11 protein-coding genes are annotated in these 17,681 nt (G+C 72.6%); all 11 read left to right on the top strand.

Annotated elements, in window-relative coordinates:
• Positions 1-5 precede the first annotated feature (5 nt).
• The 11 genes from CRV15_RS19560 (at position 6) to CRV15_RS19610 (ending at position 17,165) form a co-directional block, all read left to right on the top strand.
• Positions 6-371, top strand: coding sequence for a DUF4233 domain-containing protein (locus CRV15_RS19560; protein WP_003957575.1), 366 nt, complete (start codon positions 6-8; stop codon positions 369-371).
• A gap of 225 nt (positions 372-596) precedes the next feature.
• Complete coding sequence (ndk, locus tag CRV15_RS19565; protein WP_003957574.1) at positions 597-1,010, top strand: nucleoside-diphosphate kinase; 414 nt, start codon at positions 597-599, stop codon at positions 1,008-1,010.
• 252 nt (positions 1,011-1,262) lie between these two features.
• Positions 1,263-2,282, top strand: a complete 1,020-nt coding sequence (locus CRV15_RS19570; RefSeq protein ID WP_009996204.1) for a rod shape-determining protein — start codon at positions 1,263-1,265, stop codon at positions 2,280-2,282.
• A 157-nt stretch (positions 2,283-2,439) separates the two neighbouring features.
• Positions 2,440-3,558 carry a rod shape-determining protein MreC gene (mreC, locus tag CRV15_RS19575; RefSeq protein ID WP_003957571.1) on the top strand — a complete coding sequence of 373 codons (1,119 nt, stop codon included), beginning with the start codon at positions 2,440-2,442 and terminating at the stop codon, positions 3,556-3,558.
• 13 nt (positions 3,559-3,571) lie between these two features.
• On the top strand, positions 3,572-4,231 hold the full coding sequence (gene mreD / locus CRV15_RS19580) for a rod shape-determining protein MreD (protein ID WP_003957570.1): 660 nt from the start codon (positions 3,572-3,574) through the stop codon (positions 4,229-4,231).
• On the top strand, positions 4,228-6,549 hold the full coding sequence (mrdA, locus tag CRV15_RS19585; protein WP_003960456.1) for a penicillin-binding protein 2: 2,322 nt from the start codon (positions 4,228-4,230) through the stop codon (positions 6,547-6,549). The genes mreD and mrdA overlap by 4 nt, the downstream gene beginning before the upstream one ends.
• A 5-nt stretch (positions 6,550-6,554) precedes the next feature.
• Positions 6,555-7,760 (top strand): rod shape-determining protein RodA, encoded by a 1,206-nt coding sequence (gene rodA / locus CRV15_RS19590; RefSeq protein WP_003957567.1) that lies wholly within the window; start codon positions 6,555-6,557, stop codon positions 7,758-7,760.
• A 109-nt stretch (positions 7,761-7,869) separates the two neighbouring features.
• Entirely contained in the window at positions 7,870-9,432 is a 1,563-nt protein-coding gene (locus CRV15_RS19595; protein WP_003957566.1) for a CYTH and CHAD domain-containing protein, read from the top strand.
• 126 nt (positions 9,433-9,558) lie between these two features.
• Positions 9,559-11,514 (top strand): TIGR03960 family B12-binding radical SAM protein, encoded by a 1,956-nt coding sequence (locus CRV15_RS19600; RefSeq protein ID WP_003957564.1) that lies wholly within the window; start codon positions 9,559-9,561, stop codon positions 11,512-11,514.
• Positions 11,515-12,010: 496 nt separating this feature from the next.
• Positions 12,011-12,766 (top strand): TIGR03936 family radical SAM-associated protein, encoded by a 756-nt coding sequence (locus CRV15_RS19605; protein ID WP_003957563.1) that lies wholly within the window; start codon positions 12,011-12,013, stop codon positions 12,764-12,766.
• A gap of 280 nt (positions 12,767-13,046) precedes the next feature.
• Positions 13,047-17,165, top strand: a complete 4,119-nt coding sequence (locus CRV15_RS19610; RefSeq protein ID WP_009996199.1) for an Rne/Rng family ribonuclease — start codon at positions 13,047-13,049, stop codon at positions 17,163-17,165.
• Positions 17,166-17,681: the final 516 nt, after the last annotated feature.

Below are 17,681 nucleotides of genomic sequence, written 5' to 3' on the forward strand. Positions count from 1 at the left end.
CGGATATGCGCACGCTCTGCGCCTCCACGCTGATCGGTGAGTTCTTCGTGATCGGCTTCGCCGGTCTGGTCGCGATGAAGGACCCGGACCTGACCATGGGCACGGTCTGGACGGTCTGCGGGGTCGCCATGGTCCTGTCGGTCCTGCTGTGCGGGACGCTCTCCCGGCCGGGCGGGGTCCAGCTCGGCTGGGTGCTCCAGATCGGCCTGGTCCTGAGCGGTTTCGTGGTCCCGGTGATGTTCTTCCTCGGCGCCTGCTTCGCCGGTCTGTGGTGGGCCTCCGTCCACTACGGCGGCAAGATCGACGCGGCGAAGGCCCGCTGGGCGGAGCAGCAGGCCGCCGATCAGGGCGCGGAGCAGGCAGCGGGATAGGGGCGCCGTCCCCTCGTACACGGGTGCGCGCGTACCCGCATCCGGGTGGCGGGCGCACCGGGTGGCGGAACGGGCCCCACCGGAACGACTCCCTCCCGGCGAGGTCCCTCCCGGAACGAGTCCGTACCGGAGAGGTCCGTACCGGAACGGGGGCCGCGCCTGCCCCTGTGACGGCCCCCTGTAGCCTCGGCTCACCGCACACGTATGTCTGCAAGGAGCTGCCACATGACCCAGCGCACCCTCGTCCTGCTCAAGCCCGACGCCGTCCGGCGCGGGCTGATCGGCGAGATCATCGGCCGCATCGAGGCCAAGGCCGGCTGGACCATCGCCGCTCTGGAGCTGCGGACTCTCGGTCTTGAGACCCTGGAGCAGCACTACGGGGAGCACCGGGGCAAGCCCTTCTACGAGCCGCTGATGGCCTTCATGTCCTCCGGCCCGGTGGTCGCGCTGGTCGTCGAGGGCGAGCGGGTCATCGAGGGCGTCCGGCAGCTCGCCGGGCCGACCGACCCCATCGCCGCCGCCCCCGGCTCCGTCCGTGGCGACTTCGGCACCATCGTCCGGGAGAACCTGATCCACGCCTCGGACTCGGAGGAGTCCGCCATTCGGGAACTGAAGATTTTCTTTCCGGGACTCTCCTGACCTTCCCTCAGCCAAACAGCGCTCTTGACCTGGGGCGACCGAAGGAATTCGGTCGCCCTTCGGTATATGCGAACGCAATGCGGGAACGGATCGACGCAACACTTCGTCACCTGTACAGAGGTGGACCACCGCGCCGTGCGCAGGGAAGCGGCATTACGATGGAACCCTCACGCCAGAGCACCCACCTCGCCATCCTGAAAAGCCGTCAACGCTCGATTTGGGAAGGCCAGACGCATCCTCATGGGGAACAACATGTCGTTCATCGGCCGTGATATGGCTGTCGACCTCGGGACCGCCAACACGCTGGTGTACGTCAGGGGCCGCGGGATCGTTCTCAACGAGCCGTCCGTCGTCGCCATCAACACCAACACCGGCGGCATCCTGGCCGTCGGCTCCGAGGCGAAGAAGATGATCGGCCGGACCCCGGGCAACATCGTGGCCGTCCGGCCCCTGAAGGACGGCGTCATCGCCGACTTCGAGATCACCGAGCGGATGCTGCGCTACTTCATCCTCAAGATCCACAAGCGGCGCTATCTGGCCCGGCCGCGGGTCGTCGTCTGTGTGCCCTCGGGGATCACCGGAGTGGAGCGCCGCGCGGTCATCGAGGCGTCGACCCAGGCCGGAGCCCGTCAGGTGCACATCATCGAGGAGCCGATGGCCGCGGCGATCGGCTCCGGTCTCCCCGTCCACGAGGCCACCGGCAACATGGTCGTGGACATCGGCGGCGGCACCACCGAGGTCGCCGTGATCTCGCTCGGCGGGATCGTCACCGCGCAGTCCATCCGGGTCGCCGGGGACGAGCTGGACAACGCCATCATCCAGCACATCAAGAAGGAGTACTCCCTTCTTCTCGGCGAGCGGACCGCCGAGCAAATCAAGATCACCATTGGTTCGGCCTATGACCTGGACCAGGACGAGCACACCGAGATCCGCGGCCGTGACCTGGTCTCCGGACTGCCCAAGACCGTGGTCATCTCGGCGGCCGAGGTCCGCAAGGCCATCGAGGAGCCCGTCAATTCGATCGTCGACGCCGTCAAGACCACCCTCGACAAGTGCCCGCCGGAGCTGTCCGGCGATGTGATGGACCGGGGCATCGTCCTCACCGGCGGCGGCGCGCTGCTGCGCGGGCTGGACGAGCGGCTGCGCCGGGAGACCGGAATGCCGATCCATATCGCCGAGGACCCGCTGGACTCGGTGGCCCTCGGCTCGGGCAAGTGCGTGGAGGAGTTCGAGGCGCTCCAGCAGGTGCTGGACGCCCAGCCGCGCCGCTGACGGCGCCGCGGCCGGTCGAGAGCGGGGGGCGCGATCCGTCCCCCTGGGTCCCTTCGGGTCCCGGGGGGAGCCCCTGTATGGGTGCCTGCCGGTCCATGCAGCTGATCGTTGATATACAGACATCTCCATTCCTACGAGGAAGGCACGGCCGCCGCACGTGAGGGACACACGAGAGAGCCGTCTGCTCCTGGTGCTGCTGATCGCCATCGCGTTCGCACTGATCACGGTGGACATCCGCGGCGGACAGGACTCACCGCTCGACGGCGCCCGGCAGGCCGCCGCCACGGTCTTCGGACCGGTGCAGAACGGGGTCGCCACGGCCGTCGACCCGGTCGGCAACGCCATCGCCGCCGTCCGCGACTCGGGCGAGCGCCACGACCGTGTCCGCACCCTGGAACGGGAGAACGCCGAGCTGCGGACCAGACTCGGCAGCGACGACCGCAACCGCAGCCGCGCCCGCGAGCTGGACCGCATCCTGCGGACCGCGGGGGCCGGCCAGTACGGCATCAAGGCGGCCGAGGTCGTCGCCATAGGAGCGGCCCAGGGCTTCTCCTGGACCGTCACCATCGACATCGGCTCCCGCGACGGCGTCAAGCGGGACATGACCGTGCTCAACGGGGACGGACTGGTCGGCCGGATCACCACCGTCGGCCCGCACACCGCGACCGTGCTGCTCGCCATCGACCCCGACTTCGCCGTCGGCACCCGGCTGGAGAAGAGCGACGAGCTGGGCTTCGCCAACGGCCAGGGCGACCGCCCGCTCTCCGTGCAGCTCCTCAACGGCAAGCACAAGGTGAAGAAGGGCGACCGGCTCGTCACCTTCGGCTCCCAGGCCGACCGGCCCTTCGTCCCCGGCGTCCCGATCGGCGAGGTCGTCCGGGTCGACCCCTCCCGCGGCGATCTGACCCGGACCATCTACGTGGAGCCGTACGCCGGTTTCAGCAAACTCGACGTCGTCGGTGTGGTGGTGCAGGCGCCGCGGACCGACCCCCGGGACGTCGTACTGCCGCCGAAGCCCGAGAAGCCCCGGCCCGCGCCGACGGTCACGGTGACCGTCACCCCGGGCGCGACCGGCGGGCCCGACGGGGCCGAGGGCACGGACGGGACCGACGGAGCCACGGAGACCGACGGCACCGATAGCACCGACGGCACCGACGGCACCGATGTCCAGGGCGACCGCCGCCCACTGGACTCCCCGGCGCCCCGCCTCTCCCCGGACCCGCGGGGCAGCGCGTCCCCCCGGAGCGACGACCAGAACACCCAGCAGCAGCACTAGGAGCTGAGCCGCCATGCGCTTCAACCGGATGCTTCTCTCCGCCACCCTCGCCGTGGTCGCGCTCGTCCTCCAGGTCTCCGTCCTCGCCCGCCTCCAGCTCCCCGGAGCCGTCCCCGATCTGGTGCTGCTCACCGTCCTCGGGCTGGCGCTCGTCTACGGCCATGTCACCGGCGCCCTCGTCGGCTTCGGCGCGGGACTCCTCTCCGACCTCGCGCCCCCCGCCGACCACGCGGTGGGCCGCTACGCCCTGGTCCTCTGCGTCATCGGCTATCTCGCCGGTCTCGCCCGCCCCGAGAGCGGACGGCTGAAGTCCGCCACCGTCCCCATGCTGGTGGTCGTCGCGGCGGCCATCGGCTCCACCCTGCTGTACGCGCTGGTCGGGACCCTGGTCGGGGACACCGCCCCCGGCGGCGTCGGCTCGCTGCTCCTCACCGCCGTCATCTACGACCTGCTGCTCGCGCCCTTCACCGTTCCCCTCATCATGGCGCTGGCCCGGCGGGCCGACAGCGATCCGCTCACCGAGGACCGCGGCGCGTCCGGCGACGTCTCCTCCGGCTGGCTCGCCTCCGGCACCGGGCTGCGCATCGGCAGCCAGCGCGGCGGTATGCGGATGAGGTCCGCCCGCGGCCGGGTCTCCCGCGCCGGACGCCTCAGGGGAGCCAAGCGACTGTGAGCGCCATCCCGGAGACCGGACGCACCCCACGGGTCCAGATCCGGCTTGTCGTCCTCCAGGTACTGATCTTCTCCCTCTTCCTCACCCTCGGCGGACGCCTCTGGTACCTCCAGGTCCGCAACGGCGACGACTACTCCGACCAGGCCAAGAACAACGGCGTCCAGCGGGTGGTGCAGCCCGCCGTGCGCGGCTCCATCCTCGACGCCCGGGGCGTGGCCCTCGCCGACAACGAGACCCGGCTCGTCGTCTCCGCCTCCCGCACCCGGCTGATGAAGATGGGCGACGGCGGCCGGGTGGTGCTCGGGCGGCTCGCCGACGTCCTCGGGATGAAGGCCCAGGAGGTACGGGACAAGGTCCGGCTCTGCGACGCCAAGACCCCCAAGCCCTGCTGGAACGGCTCCCCGTACCAGCCGATCCCCGTCACCGACGACGCCACCACCCAGCAGGCCCTCCAGATCCGCGAGCGGGCCGAGGACTTCCCCGGCATCACCGCCGAACCGGCGGCCGTCCGCCGCTACACCGCCCCCGGCAAGGCCAGGACCGCGCAGGTGCTCGGCTATCTCTCCCCCGTCACCGATCTGGAGATCGAGGAGGCGAAGGAGACCGAGTCGCCCTTCCTCCGCTCCGACCAGGTCGGCCGCTCCGGTCTGGAGCGCACCTACGACAAGGCGCTCCGCGGCAAGGCCGGGATCACCCGTTACGAGGTGGACAACCTCGGCCGGGTCATCGGCGAGGCCGAGCACGACCAGGCGGTGGCCGGGGCCCATCTCGTCACCTCCATCGACGCCCGGGTGCAGGCCGTCGCCGAGTACGAGCTGGACGCGGCGATGAAGGCGGCCCGCAAGGAGATCGACAAGAACGTCACCGGGGTGAACTACAAGGCCGACGCGGGGGCCGTCGTGGTGCTGGAGAGCCGTACCGGCCGGGTGGTCGCGATGGCCTCGCTGCCCACGTACGACCCCAATGTCTGGGTCGGCGGCATCTCCGGCGGGGACTACCAGCGGCTCACCGACAAGAAGTCCAACTACCCGCTGATCAACCGGGCCATCCAGAGCGGCGCGGCGCCCGGCTCGATCTTCAAGGTGGTCTCGTCGACGGCCGCCGTCAACGCGGGCTACCCCTTCGACGGCAACTACCCCTGCCCCTCCTCCCTCTCCTTCGGCGGCCGGGAGTTCAAGAACTTCGAGTCCCGCGGCTACGGCAGCATCAGCCTCGGCCGGGCCCTTGAGGTCTCCTGCGACACCGTCTACTACGGGCTCGCCCACCGGGAGTGGCTGAAGGACGGCGGCATCAAGCCGAAGAAGAACCCGGGGGACTGGTTCTACCGGACCGCCCACCAGTTCGGCCTGGGCGAGCGGACCGGCATCGACCTCCCCAACGAGATCCGCGGCCGGGTCCCCGACCGCCAGTGGAAGCAGAGCTACTGGGAGCAGATGAAGGAGAGCTGGTGCCGGGAGGGGAAGAAGGGCGGCGACTACGTGGAGCAGATCGCGTACGAGAACTGCCTCGAAGGCAACCGTATGCGCGCCGGTGACGCCGTCAACTACTCCATCGGGCAGGGCGACATCCTCGTCACCCCGGTGCAGATGGCCACCATCTACGCCGCGATCTCCAACGGCGGCACCCTCCACGACCCCACCGTGGGCAAGGCCGTCGTCAGCGCCGACGGCAGGACGGTCGAGGAGATCAAGCCCCGGCCGCACGGCAGGCTCCCCATGGACCCCGCCACCGCCAAGAAGATCGACAAGGCGCTCGCCGGGGTCGCCACCGTCGGCTCCGCGGCCTGGCGCTTCGGCGGCTGGCCGCACGACCGCATCCCCATGCACGCCAAGACCGGCACCGCCGAGGTCTACGGCAAGCAGACGACGTCCTGGTTCGCCACCTACACCCGGGACTACACGATCGTGATGACGATCTCCCAGGGCGGCACCGGATCGGGCGCCTCCGGACCGGCCGTGCGCAAGATCTACGAGGCCCTCTACGGGCTGGACGAGAAGGGGAACCAGGACCTCGGCCGGGCGCTGCTGCCCGTGCCGCAGAAGACCCTGCCGAAGATCCAGCCCGACGGCTCGATCGACGCGCCCGAGGTCCGCCCCTACCAGCCGCCCAAACCCCCGGCGGAGGGCGAGGACGGACAGCCCGCGGGCACCACCCGGCCGGGCACCACCCGGCCCGGCGCGAGTCCGCCCGTCGTGAGCCCGCCCGCGGTGAGACCGCCCGCCACCGCACCGCCCCGCACCACCCCGCCGGACACCCGACGGCAGCCGGGGACCACCCAGAGGAATCAGCTCGCGGGCCCGCCCGTGGGGAGGGACTGAACCCCATGGCCGGACACACCAGCGGCTTCTCCGTCTCCGGATACGGGCCGCGGCGCGGCGGCGTCTGGCAGCGGCTCTCCGCCCGCGACTCCGTCGTACGCCGACTCGACTGGCCCCTGCTGCTCTGCGCGCTCGCCCTCTCCGGCATCGGCGCCCTGCTCGTCTGGTCGGCGACCCGCAACCGCACCGAGCTGAACCAGGGCGACCCCTACTACTTCCTGCTGCGCCATCTGCTCAACACCGGCATCGGCATCACCCTGATGATCGCCACCATCTGGCTCGGCCACCGCACCCTGCGCGGCGCCGTCCCGGTGCTCTACGGCATCTCGATCGTGCTGATCCTGCTGGTGCTCACCCCGCTCGGCGCGACCATCAACGGGGCGCACGCCTGGATCGTGGTCGGCGGCGGCTTCTCCCTCCAGCCCTCCGAGTTCGTCAAGATCACCATCATTCTCGGGATGGCGATGCTGCTCGCCGCCCGCGTCGACGCGGGCGACCAGGAGCATCCCGACCACCGCACGGTCGCCAAGGCCCTCGGCCTGGCCGTGCTGCCGATGCTCATCGTCATGCGGATGCCGGACCTCGGCTCGGTGATGGTCATGGTCGTCATCGTGCTCGGCGTGCTGATGGCCTCCGGCGCGCCCAACCGCTGGATTCTCGGACTGATCGGCGGCGGGGTCGCCGGAGCGGTGCTGGTCGCCGCGCTGGGACTGCTGGACCAGTACCAGATCAACCGGTTCGCGGCCTTCGCCAACCCCTCGCTCGACCCCACGGGCGCCGGGTACAACACCAACCAGGCCCGGATCGCCATCGGCTCCGGCGGACTGCTGGGCACCGGCCTCTTCAAGGGCTCCCAGACCACCGGACAGTTCGTCCCCGAGCAGCAGACCGACTTCGTCTTCACCGTCGCGGGCGAGGAGCTGGGCTTCGTCGGCGGGGCGCTCATCCTCGTCCTCCTCGGCGTCGTCCTCTGGCGCGCCTGCGGGATCGCCCGGGACACCACCGAGCTGTACGGCACGATCGTGGCCACCGGGATCGTCGCCTGGTTCGCGTTCCAGTCGTTCGAGAACATCGGGATGACGCTCGGGATCATGCCGGTCGCTGGGCTGCCGCTGCCCTTCGTCTCCTACGGCGGGTCCTCGATGTTCGCGGTCTGGGTGGCGATCGGACTGCTCCAGTCCATCCGGGTGCAACGGCCGATATCGGCATAGCGGCAGACAGCGGATACCGCCGCCCCGGCCCTGCTCCGGGGCGGCGGTATCCGGACCGGAAGGATCTCCGGGTCTGCCGGGAGCGCGCGGAGCGGACTAGATTCGGTGCATGGCGGAGACGAAGCGCGAGATCGAGCGGAAATACGAAGCCACCCCCGACGCCGAGCTGCCGGACCTGACCCGGGTGCCCGCAGTCGCCGCGGCCGAGGACCGCGGCACGGCCGAACTGGACGCCGTCTACTACGACACCCCGGATCTGCGGCTCGCCGCCGCCTCCCTCACCCTCCGGCGGCGAACGGGCGGCGACGACGCGGGCTGGCATCTCAAACTGCCCGTCGCCCCCGGGGTACGGGACGAGATCCACGCCCCGCTCTCCGGCACCGTCCCCCGGGTCCTCGCGGGCCTGGTCCGCGCCCGCACCCGGGGCGCCCCGCTCACCCCCGTGATCCGGCTCCGCTCCACCCGCCGGCTCACCCTCCTGACCGGCGCCGGAGGGACCCCGCTCGCGGAGCTGAGCCGGGACGCCGTCCGCGCCGAACGGCTCCCGCGGGCCAACGGCTCCGACACCCCGCAGGCCCCCGCCGACGGCACCCCGGCGGAGGGCCGCGCCGCCTGGGACGAGATCGAGGTCGAACTCGCCGAGGGCGCCGACCCCCGGCTCCTCGACCGGATCGCGAAGAAGCTCCGCAAGGCCGGGCTGCGCCCCGCCGACCTCCCCTCCAAACTGGCCCGCGCCCTGGCCGAGACCGGGGTGCCCGTCCCCGCGCCCCGCGAACACGCCCCGCCGCACACCGCGGGCGACTACGTCCTCGCCTATCTGCGGGAACAGGTCGACGCCCTGCTCGCCCACGACCCCGGGGTCCGCCGCGACCTCCCCGACGCCGTCCACCAGACCCGTGTCGCCACCCGCCGCCTGCGCAGTGCCTTCCGCACCTACCGCCGCATCCTCGACCGCACCGTCACCGACCCCGTCGGCGAGGAGCTGAAGTGGCTCGCCGCCGAGCTGGGCCACGCCCGCGACCAGGAGGTGCTGACCGAGCGGCTGCGCGGCCGGATCGTCGAACTGCCCCGCACCCTGCTGCTCGGCCCCGTCCGCGGCCGGCTGCGCATCTGGTCCGGCTCCCACGGCTCGGGCGCCCGCCGCAAGGCCCTCGTCACCCTCGACAGCAAGCGCTATCTGGCCCTGCTGGACTCCCTGGACGCGCTGCTCGCCGATCCGCCGCTGCTGAAGGCCGCCGGGGGCGCCCCGGAGCGGGAGATCCCCCGGGCGCTGCTGAAGGACTGGGACCGGCTCGCGGAACGCGTCGGCCACGCCCTGGCACTGGAGCCGGGCCCCGAGCGCGACCTCGCGCTGCACGACGCCCGCAAGGCCGCCAAGCGCGCCCGCTACGCCGGAGAGGCCGCAGGCCCCGCGCTCGGACGGCCCGCGAAACGGTTCGCCAGACGGATGAAGGCCGTACAGACCGTGCTCGGCGACCACCAGGACAGCGTCGTCGCCCGGGACGCGCTGCGGAGCATCGCCGTCCAGGCGCACCAGGCGGGCGAGTCCGCGTTCACCTGGGGGCTGCTCCACGGCCAGGAGCAGCGCTCGGCGTCCGACCGCGAGCGGGAGCTGCCCGGGGTCTGGGAGCAGGCGTCGGCGGACGAGATCCGGGCTCTGCTCGACGGCTGACCCGTGCCGCGCCGGGCCGGTGGGGACCCGCGCCGGGCCGTACGGGGCCGGGTCCGGACGGCCCGGCGCGGCCCATCGGCGGGTTACGCTTGGGGATCACCCCCTGCCCGCCCACGAAGGTCCGAGATGTCTGCTGCTGAGTCTGCTGTCGGTACTGCCGCTGCTTCGGTGTTTCCTCAGCTCGAAGCGCTGCTCCCGTATGTGCAGAAGCCCATTCAGTATGTCGGCGGTGAGCTGAACTCCACCGTCAAGCCCTGGGCGGAGTGCGATGTGCGGTGGGCGCTGATGTACCCGGACGCCTACGAGGTCGGTCTGCCCAACCAGGGCGTCATGATCCTCTACGAGGTGCTCAACGAGCAGGAGGGCGTCCTCGCCGAGCGCACCTACAGCGTCTGGCCGGACCTCGAAGAGCTGATGCGCGAGCACGGCGTCCCGCAGTTCACCGTGGACTCGCACCGGCCCGTCGGCGCGTTCGACCTCTTCGGCCTCAGCTTCTCCACCGAGCTGGGCTACACCAACATGCTCACCGCGCTGGACCTCGCGGGCATCCCGCTGGAGGCCCGGAACCGCACGGTGGACCACCCGATCGTGGTCGCGGGCGGCCACGCGGCCTTCAACCCGGAGCCGATCGCGGAGTTCATCGACTGCGCCGTCATCGGCGACGGCGAGCAGGCCGTCCTCGACATGACCCGGATCGTCCGGGAGTGGAAGGCCGCGGGCCGCCCCGGCGGACGCGAGGAGGTGCTGTTCCGGCTCGCGCGGACCGGCAACATCTACGTTCCCGGCTTCTACGACGTGGAGTATCTGCCGGACGGCCGGATCGGCCGCGTCGTGCCCAACCGTTCCGGTGTGCCGTGGCGGGTCTCCAAGCACACCGTCATGGACCTGGACGAGTGGCCCTACCCCAAGCAGCCGCTGGTCCCCCTCGCGGAGACCGTCCACGAGCGGATGTCCGTCGAGATCTTCCGCGGCTGCACCCGCGGCTGCCGTTTCTGCCAGGCCGGCATGATCACGCGTCCCGTGCGGGAGCGAAGCATCACCGGCATCGGCGAGATGGTGGAGAAGGGACTCAAGGCCACCGGCTTCGAGGAGGTCGGCCTGCTCTCGCTGTCCAGCGCCGACCACTCCGAGATCGGCGAGATCGCCAAGGGTCTCGCGGACCGGTACACCGAGGACAAGATCGGCCTCTCGCTGCCCTCCACCCGTGTGGACGCCTTCAACGTCGACCTCGCCAACGAGCTGACGCGCAACGGCCGCCGCTCCGGACTGACCTTCGCCCCCGAGGGCGGCTCCGAGCGGATGCGCAAGGTCATCAACAAGATGGTGTCGGAGGAGGACCTGATCCGCACCGTCGCCACCGCGTACGGCAACGGCTGGCGGCAGGTGAAGCTGTACTTCATGTGCGGTCTGCCGACCGAGACCGACGAGGATGTGCTCCAGATCGGCGACATGGCGGTCAACGTGATCGCCAAGGGCCGTGAGGTCTCCGGCTCCCAGGACATCCGCTGCACCGTCTCCATCGGCGGTTTCGTCCCCAAGCCGCACACCCCCTTCCAGTGGGCGCCGCAGCTCAGCGCCGAGGACACCGACGCCCGCTTGGCCAAGCTCCGGGACAAGATCCGCGGCGACAAGAAGTACGGCCGCTCCATCGGCTTCCGCTACCACGACGGCAAGCCGGGCATCGTCGAGGGCCTGCTCTCCCGGGGCGACCGCCGGATCGGCGCGGTCATCCGCGCCGTGTACGAGGACGGCGGGCGCTTCGACGGCTGGCGCGAGCACTTCTCGTACGACCGCTGGATGAACTGCGCGGACAAGACGCTCCCCGGCTTCGGGGTGGACGTCGACTGGTACACCACCCGGGAGCGCACCTACGAGGAGGTGCTCCCCTGGGACCACCTCGACTCCGGTCTGGACAAGGACTGGCTCTGGGAGGACTGGCAGGACGCCCTCGACGAGACCGAGGTCGAGGATTGCCGCTGGACGCCGTGCTTCGACTGCGGTGTCTGCCCCCAGATGGGCACCGAGATCCAGATCGGCCCGACGGGCAAGAAGCTGCTGCCGCTGTCGGTCGTCAACAAGTAGCTGTCCGTCGGCGCGTACGCGCCGCGCGGCCGTACGCGTGCGGGGCGAGGGCCCGGCGCCGGGGAGACCCGGGCCGGGCCCTCGTGCACTCCGGGAGCCTGTTCCGGTGCGGGCGGCGACGTGCTGCCCCCGACAAACCAAACTGGTGTGCGATAAAGGCGGGGGGTGTGCTGCGCGGGTGCCGGAAGCGGCGGGCGGGGTGGCACCCGGGGGGCGGAGGGTGCGCGAGCGCCCGCGGGGGAGCGCCCCCGGGGCCCGGTGGGGCGCTCGGGGCCGGTCCCCGGGAACCCGGCGCCCCGGCGGCGCGTACTCTGGGGGTACAACGACTGCTCCCGGCGCGACGGCCGGGCCCGAGATCCCTCCCTACCGGGGGTGAGCCGGGCGGGCCCGCGCGGGGCACCCGCATTCCGAGGGCGGCGCTCCCCGCGCCGTCCCGCACCGAGGAGAAGAACCACTGGGCAAGCGACAGCCCGAAGGCCCGCCGCCCGCACCGGCGGTGCAGCGCATCCGACTGCGTTACACCAAGCGTGGCCGCCTCCGGTTCACCAGCCACCGTGACTTCCAGCGCGCCTTCGAGCGGGCGCTGAGGCGTGCCGAGGTGCCCATGGCGTACTCGGCGGGCTTCACCCCGCACCCGAAGGTGTCGTACGCCAATGCCGCACCCACCGGCACGGGCAGCGAGGCCGAGTTCCTGGAGATCGCCCTGGTCGAGCGGCGCGACCCCGCCACGCTGCGGGAACTGCTCGACGAGTCGCTGCCCGTCGGCCTCGACATCACGGACGCCGTCGAAGCGCGGACGTCCGCCTTCGCCGACCGGCTCACCGCGTCGGAGTGGGAGCTGCGGCTCGACGGTGTCCCGGAGGAGGCGGCGAAGGACGCCGTCGCGGCGTTCCTCGCCGCCGGGACCGTCGAGGTCCAGCGCAGGACCAAGAACGGAATGCGGAGCTTCGACGCGCGCGGTGCCGTGGTGGAGCTGGAGGTGGTCCGTCCACAGCCTGATAGGCCCGTGGACGGCCCCTGTGCGATACTGCGGCTGGTTGTTCGGCACGTAACACCTGCCGTACGACCCGACGACGTCCTGTCCGGTCTCCGCGCTGTGGCCGACCTGGCGCCGCCGGTCCCCGCAGCGGTGACCAGGCTGGCGCAGGGGCTCTTCGACGAGGAGTCCGGCACGGTGACCGATCCGCTCGCGCTCGACCGCGAGGCAGTTCCGGCCGCATCACCCATGGCCGCCGGTACCGCCTCCCCCTAGCCACGGCAGGGGGTCCCCCGCGGGCGGGATGTCCGGTCCCGCCGCGCCCACAGGCAGTCGTTGTCAGCGCGGCCCTGGTACTCGGGAGCCACCTGGGTCGGGTCGCGCACCACCACAGGAGACTTTCGCCAGGCCGTACGCAGCTCGCGTACGGAACCGGCGAGCCAGACAGAGCAGCTCCCGTGCGGCGCCCGCGCCCCGGGCGACGTGCCGCGCCCCGCGCGGTCCGTCGGCCGGACACCGGCGCGGCGCCCGGGAGCGTGACGGGAGAACCGCCCGCATGCACGAGCCCAACGAACCCGGCACCACCGGGGACGACACCAACAACACCATCGACAACAGCACCCCCAGCGACACGCTGCCGCCGCGCCGTCGGCGGCGGGCCGCGTCGCGGCCCGCGGGTCCGCCGGGCGGATCGGTGACGACCGCCGAGCCGACGGCCGCGGAGGGTGCCGCTGCCGAACCTGCCGCCGAGGCCGCTGAGGCCCCGGCCCCGCGTACGCGCCGCCGTGCGACGCGCAAGACGACGGCGCCCGCCGCCGAGGTCGTCGAGGAAGCCGCAGCCGAGGCCGTCGAGGCTCCGGCTCCGCGTGCGCGTCGTCGTGCGACGCGTGCGGTGAGTACTCCGGTCGTGGAGGCGGTCGAGGAGGGCGCTGCCGAGCCCGCCGCCGAGGCCGCTGAGGCCCCGGCTCCGCGTGCGCGTCGTCGTGCGACGCGTAAGGTGACGGCGCCCGCCGCTGAGGTGGTGGAGTCGGTCGAGACCTCTGAGGTTGTCGCCGAGCCGGTGGCCGAGCCCGCCGAGGCCCCCGCGCCCCGTGCCCGCCGCCGCGCGACCCGTGCGGTGAGCGCGCCCGTGGCGGAGGGTGCCGAGGTCGTCGAGGAAGCCGCTGCCGAGCCCGCCGCCGAGGCTGTCGAGGCTCCGGCGCCGCGTGCGCGCCGTCGTGCGACGCGTGCGGTGAGCACTCCGGTCGTGGAGACCGCGGAGTCCACTGAGGTCGTCGAGGAAGCCGCCGCCGAGGCCGCTGAGGCCCCGGCTCCGCGTACCCGTCGTCGTGCCACGCGTAAGGTGACGGCGCCCGCCGCTGAGGTGGTGGAGTCGGTCGAGACCTCTGAGGTTGTCGCCGAGCCCGCCGCCGAGCCGGTGGCCGAGGCCCCCGCGCCCCGTGCCCGCCGCCGCGCCACGCGTGCCGCGAGCGCCCCGGTGACCGCCGCCGGTACCGCCGAGTCCGCTCCGGCCGCCGAGGCCGTGGCCGAACCCGCCGCAGCCGAGCCCGAGGCCGCCGAGGCTCCGGCGCCGCGTGCGCGTCGTCGTGCGACGCGTGCCGTGAGCACTCCCGCCGTGGAGTCCGCGGAGAACGTGGAGACCGCTGAGAACGTCGGGGAAGCCGCCGCCGAGGCTGTCGAGGCCCCGGCTCCGCGTACCCGCCGTCGTGCCACCCGCAAGGCCACCGCGCCCGCCGCCGAGACCGCCGAGCCGACGGCGACCGCCACCCGCGGTGGCCGGGCCCGCCGCCGGGTCGTCTCGCCCGAGTTCACCGGGCAGCCCGTCGAGGCCGCGCCCGCCCGCCGCGGCGCGCGGCCCGCCGTCGCCGTCTTCCAGGCGCCGGTGTTCACCGAGCCGATGTTCCAGACCCCCGAGACGGCTGCCGCCGCCGCCGCTGCCGCCGCCGCGCTGGAGGCCCAGGAGGAGGCCGTCGAGCAGGAGGAGGAGCAGGAGCAGGAGCAGGTCCGGGAGGTCCCGGCCGAGCCCACCGGCCGCCGTCGCCGCCGTCGCCGGGGCGAGAGCGCCGAGGCGCCCGCGCCCGTCGCGGAGCACCCCGTCACCGAGGAGGCCGAGGACGCCGAAGAGGCTGAGGCGGCCGAGGAGACGGACGAGACCGAAGAGGCCGTCGAGGCCGAGGTCTCCGAGGAGCAGGAGTACGAGCAGGACGAGTTCGAGGAGCGTCCCTCCCGCCGCCGTCGCCGCGGTGGCCGTCGCCGCCGCCGTGGCGAGTCCGCCGAGGACGCCGAAGGCGCCGAGGCCCACGAGGAGCCGCAGGACTCCGCGGCCGACGAGGCCGACGAGGAGCTAGAGGAGGCCGACGAGACCGACGAGGGCTCCGCCTCCGCCGGCAGCTCCAGCAGCCGTCGCCGTCGCCGCCGTCGCCGCCGCAGCGGTGACGCGCTGGGCGACGAGGCCGCCACCGCGGGCGACCCGGAGCGCACCGTCGTCAAGGTGCGCGAGCCGCGTGCCGCCCGGGCCCGCGCCGAGGAGACCACCGAGGACGGTGTGCAGTCCATCAAGGGCTCCACCCGTCTGGAGGCCAAGAAGCAGCGCCGCCGTGAGGGGCGCGAGCAGGGCCGCCGCCGGGTGCCGATCATCACCGAGGCCGAGTTCCTGGCGCGCCGTGAGGCCGTCGAGCGGGTCATGGTCGTCCGGCAGGCGGGCGAGCGCACCCAGATCGGCGTGCTGGAGGACAACGTCCTCGTCGAGCACTACGTCAACAAGGAGCAGGCCACCTCCTACGTCGGCAACGTCTACCTGGGCAAGGTGCAGAACGTCCTGCCGTCCATGGAGGCCGCGTTCGTCGACATCGGCAAGGGCCGCAACGCCGTCCTGTACGCGGGCGAGGTCAACTTCGAGGCACTCGGCATGGGCCACGGCCCGCGCCGGATCGAGGCCGCGCTCAAGTCCGGCCAGTCCGTGCTCGTCCAGGTCACCAAGGACCCCATCGGACACAAGGGCGCCCGGCTCACCAGCCAGGTCTCGCTGCCCGGCCGCTATCTGGTCTATGTGCCCGAGGGCTCCATGACCGGGATCAGCCGCAAGCTGCCCGACACCGAGCGGGCCCGGCTCAAGACCATCCTCAAGAAGATCGTCCCCGAGGACGCCGGCGTCATCGTCCGCACCGCCGCGGAGGGCGCGAGCGAGGAGGAGCTGCGCCGCGATGTGGAGCGGCTCCAGGCGCAGTGGGCCGACATCCAGCAGAAGGCGAAGAGCGGCAGCGCCCCGACCCTGCTGTACGGCGAGCCCGACATGACCGTCCGGGTCGTGCGCGACATCTTCAACGAGGACTTCTCCAAGGTCATCGTCAGCGGTGACGACGCCTGGGAGACCATCCACGGCTATGTCTCGCATGTCGCGCCGGACCTGGCGGACCGTCTGACGCGGTGGACCAGCGAGGTCGACGTCTTCGCGACGTACCGGATCGACGAGCAGCTGATGAAGGCGCTGGACCGCAAGGTCTGGCTGCCCTCGGGCGGCTCCCTGGTCATCGACAAGACCGAGGCCATGATCGTGGTCGATGTCAACACCGGGAAGTTCACCGGCCAGGGCGGCAACCTGGAGGAGACCGTCACCAGGAACAACCTGGAGGCGGCTGAGGAGATCGTGCGTCAGCTCCGGCTGCGCGACCTCGGCGGGATCGTCGTCGTCGACTTCATCGACATGGTCCTGGAGTCCAACCGGGACCTGGTGATGCGGCGGCTGCTGGAATGCCTGGGCCGGGACCGGACCAAGCACCAGGTCGCCGAGGTCACCTCGCTGGGTCTGGTGCAGATGACCCGCAAGCGGGTGGGCCAGGGTCTGCTGGAGTCCTTCTCCGAGACCTGCGTCCACTGCAACGGCCGCGGTGTGATCGTGCACATGGAGCAGCCGCAGGCCGTCGGCGGCGGCGGTGGCGGCGGCAAGCGGGCCCGCAAGCGCGGGCGCGGCGGTGCCGAGCACCCGCACGAGCACGAGCAGGCCGCCGCCCCGGTCCCCGAGCCGGAGCAGGCGCCGCAGACCGTGGCGGAGGTCGCGGCCGAGGTGGCCGAGCCCGTCGCGCTGCCGGAGCCCGCGTTCGTCCCGGACGAGGAGCTGTACAGCAGCGCCGCCGAGGCGGAGGCCGCCGCGTTCCGCGGCCGTGGCCGCCGCCGGGCGACCCGCAGGGCATCGGCTCCGGCCGGTGCGCCCAGGTCCACCGGGTCGGAGGTCGTGATCGAGGCGAAGGAGACACCGTCCCCCGAGCCCGTCGCGCCCGTCGTGGAGCCCGAGGCGCCCCAGGCGCCGGAGGCCCCCGCGGACACGGAGGCCGCGCCCCCGCGGGCCCGTCGCCGGGTGACCCGTAAGGCCAGCGCCCCCGCCGGGGCTCCGGCGGGCGCCGAGGAGGCCGCGGTCGTCGTGGTCGACACGCCGTCCGAGCCGGTGGCCGACGAGGAGACGCCCGCTCCGGCCAAGAAGGCGGCCCGCAAGACCGCCAAGAAGGCCACGGCGAAGAAGGCCGCCACGAAGAAGACGGCGGCCAAGAAGACCGCGGCGAAGAAGACGACGGCGAAGAAGGCGGCGACGAAGACCACCGCCAAGAAGGCCACGGCGAAGAAGACCGCCGCGGCCGAGCGCCAGTCACCCGCCTCGGTCACCGCGTCCGCCGAGAGCTGACCCCGGCGCCGCACCGAGCACTGTGCCCCCGCCCCGACCCCGGGGCGGGGGCACGCGTGTCCGAGGGCCCGGCGGCACGTTCCGCGCGGCGGCGGCAGCCGCGGCTTCACCGCCGCCGGCGCGCCCGCCGGCATCGCACGCGTGTCGCCGTGGACCAGCACCGAGTCCGGGCGCCGCTCCCGCACCACCGGGTCCAGCCCCGCGAGTGCCGCCCCGGCTGCTCCCCGTGACGGCCCGAGCCCACCCCCGGGACGGCTCTCCGCGCCGGGATCGCCGGCCCGGAGAAGACAGACGTCCGACAGCCCGGGGTCGTCGTACCGGCCCGTGTGGACGATCACATGCCGGTGCCCGGTGGTGGCGAGGGCCGCCGCGACCGGGCACCGGCTCCACGGACCGGGGCCGGGCACCGACGACGTGGAGGCCCTTCATCCGGCTGCTCTCCCGGGGCCGTCCGCGCGGAGCACGGATCTACGGACAGAGGGACAGGGGGGACAACGGGGCCACATGGCGCGTGGC

Origin of the sequence: Streptomyces clavuligerus (genome assembly GCF_005519465.1) — a bacterium.
GTDB lineage: Bacteria > Actinomycetota > Actinomycetes > Streptomycetales > Streptomycetaceae > Streptomyces > Streptomyces clavuligerus.

Bases quoted from the DNA above. Each gene is read 5' to 3' on its own strand.
- CRV15_RS19560 (WP_003957575.1), top strand. From the start codon at position 6: ATGCGCACGCTCTGCGCCTCCACGCTGATCGGTGAGTTCTTCGTGATC.
- CRV15_RS19595 (WP_003957566.1), top strand. From the start codon at position 7,870: ATGGCGGAGACGAAGCGCGAGATCGAGCGGAAATACGAAGCCACCCCC.
- CRV15_RS19600 (WP_003957564.1), top strand. From the start codon at position 9,559: ATGTCTGCTGCTGAGTCTGCTGTCGGTACTGCCGCTGCTTCGGTGTTT.
- rodA (WP_003957567.1), top strand. From the start codon at position 6,555: ATGGCCGGACACACCAGCGGCTTCTCCGTCTCCGGATACGGGCCGCGG.
- CRV15_RS19570 (WP_009996204.1), top strand. From the start codon at position 1,263: ATGTCGTTCATCGGCCGTGATATGGCTGTCGACCTCGGGACCGCCAAC.
- CRV15_RS19610 (WP_009996199.1), top strand. From the start codon at position 13,047: ATGCACGAGCCCAACGAACCCGGCACCACCGGGGACGACACCAACAAC.
- mreD (WP_003957570.1), top strand. From the start codon at position 3,572: ATGCGCTTCAACCGGATGCTTCTCTCCGCCACCCTCGCCGTGGTCGCG.
- ndk (WP_003957574.1), top strand. From the start codon at position 597: ATGACCCAGCGCACCCTCGTCCTGCTCAAGCCCGACGCCGTCCGGCGC.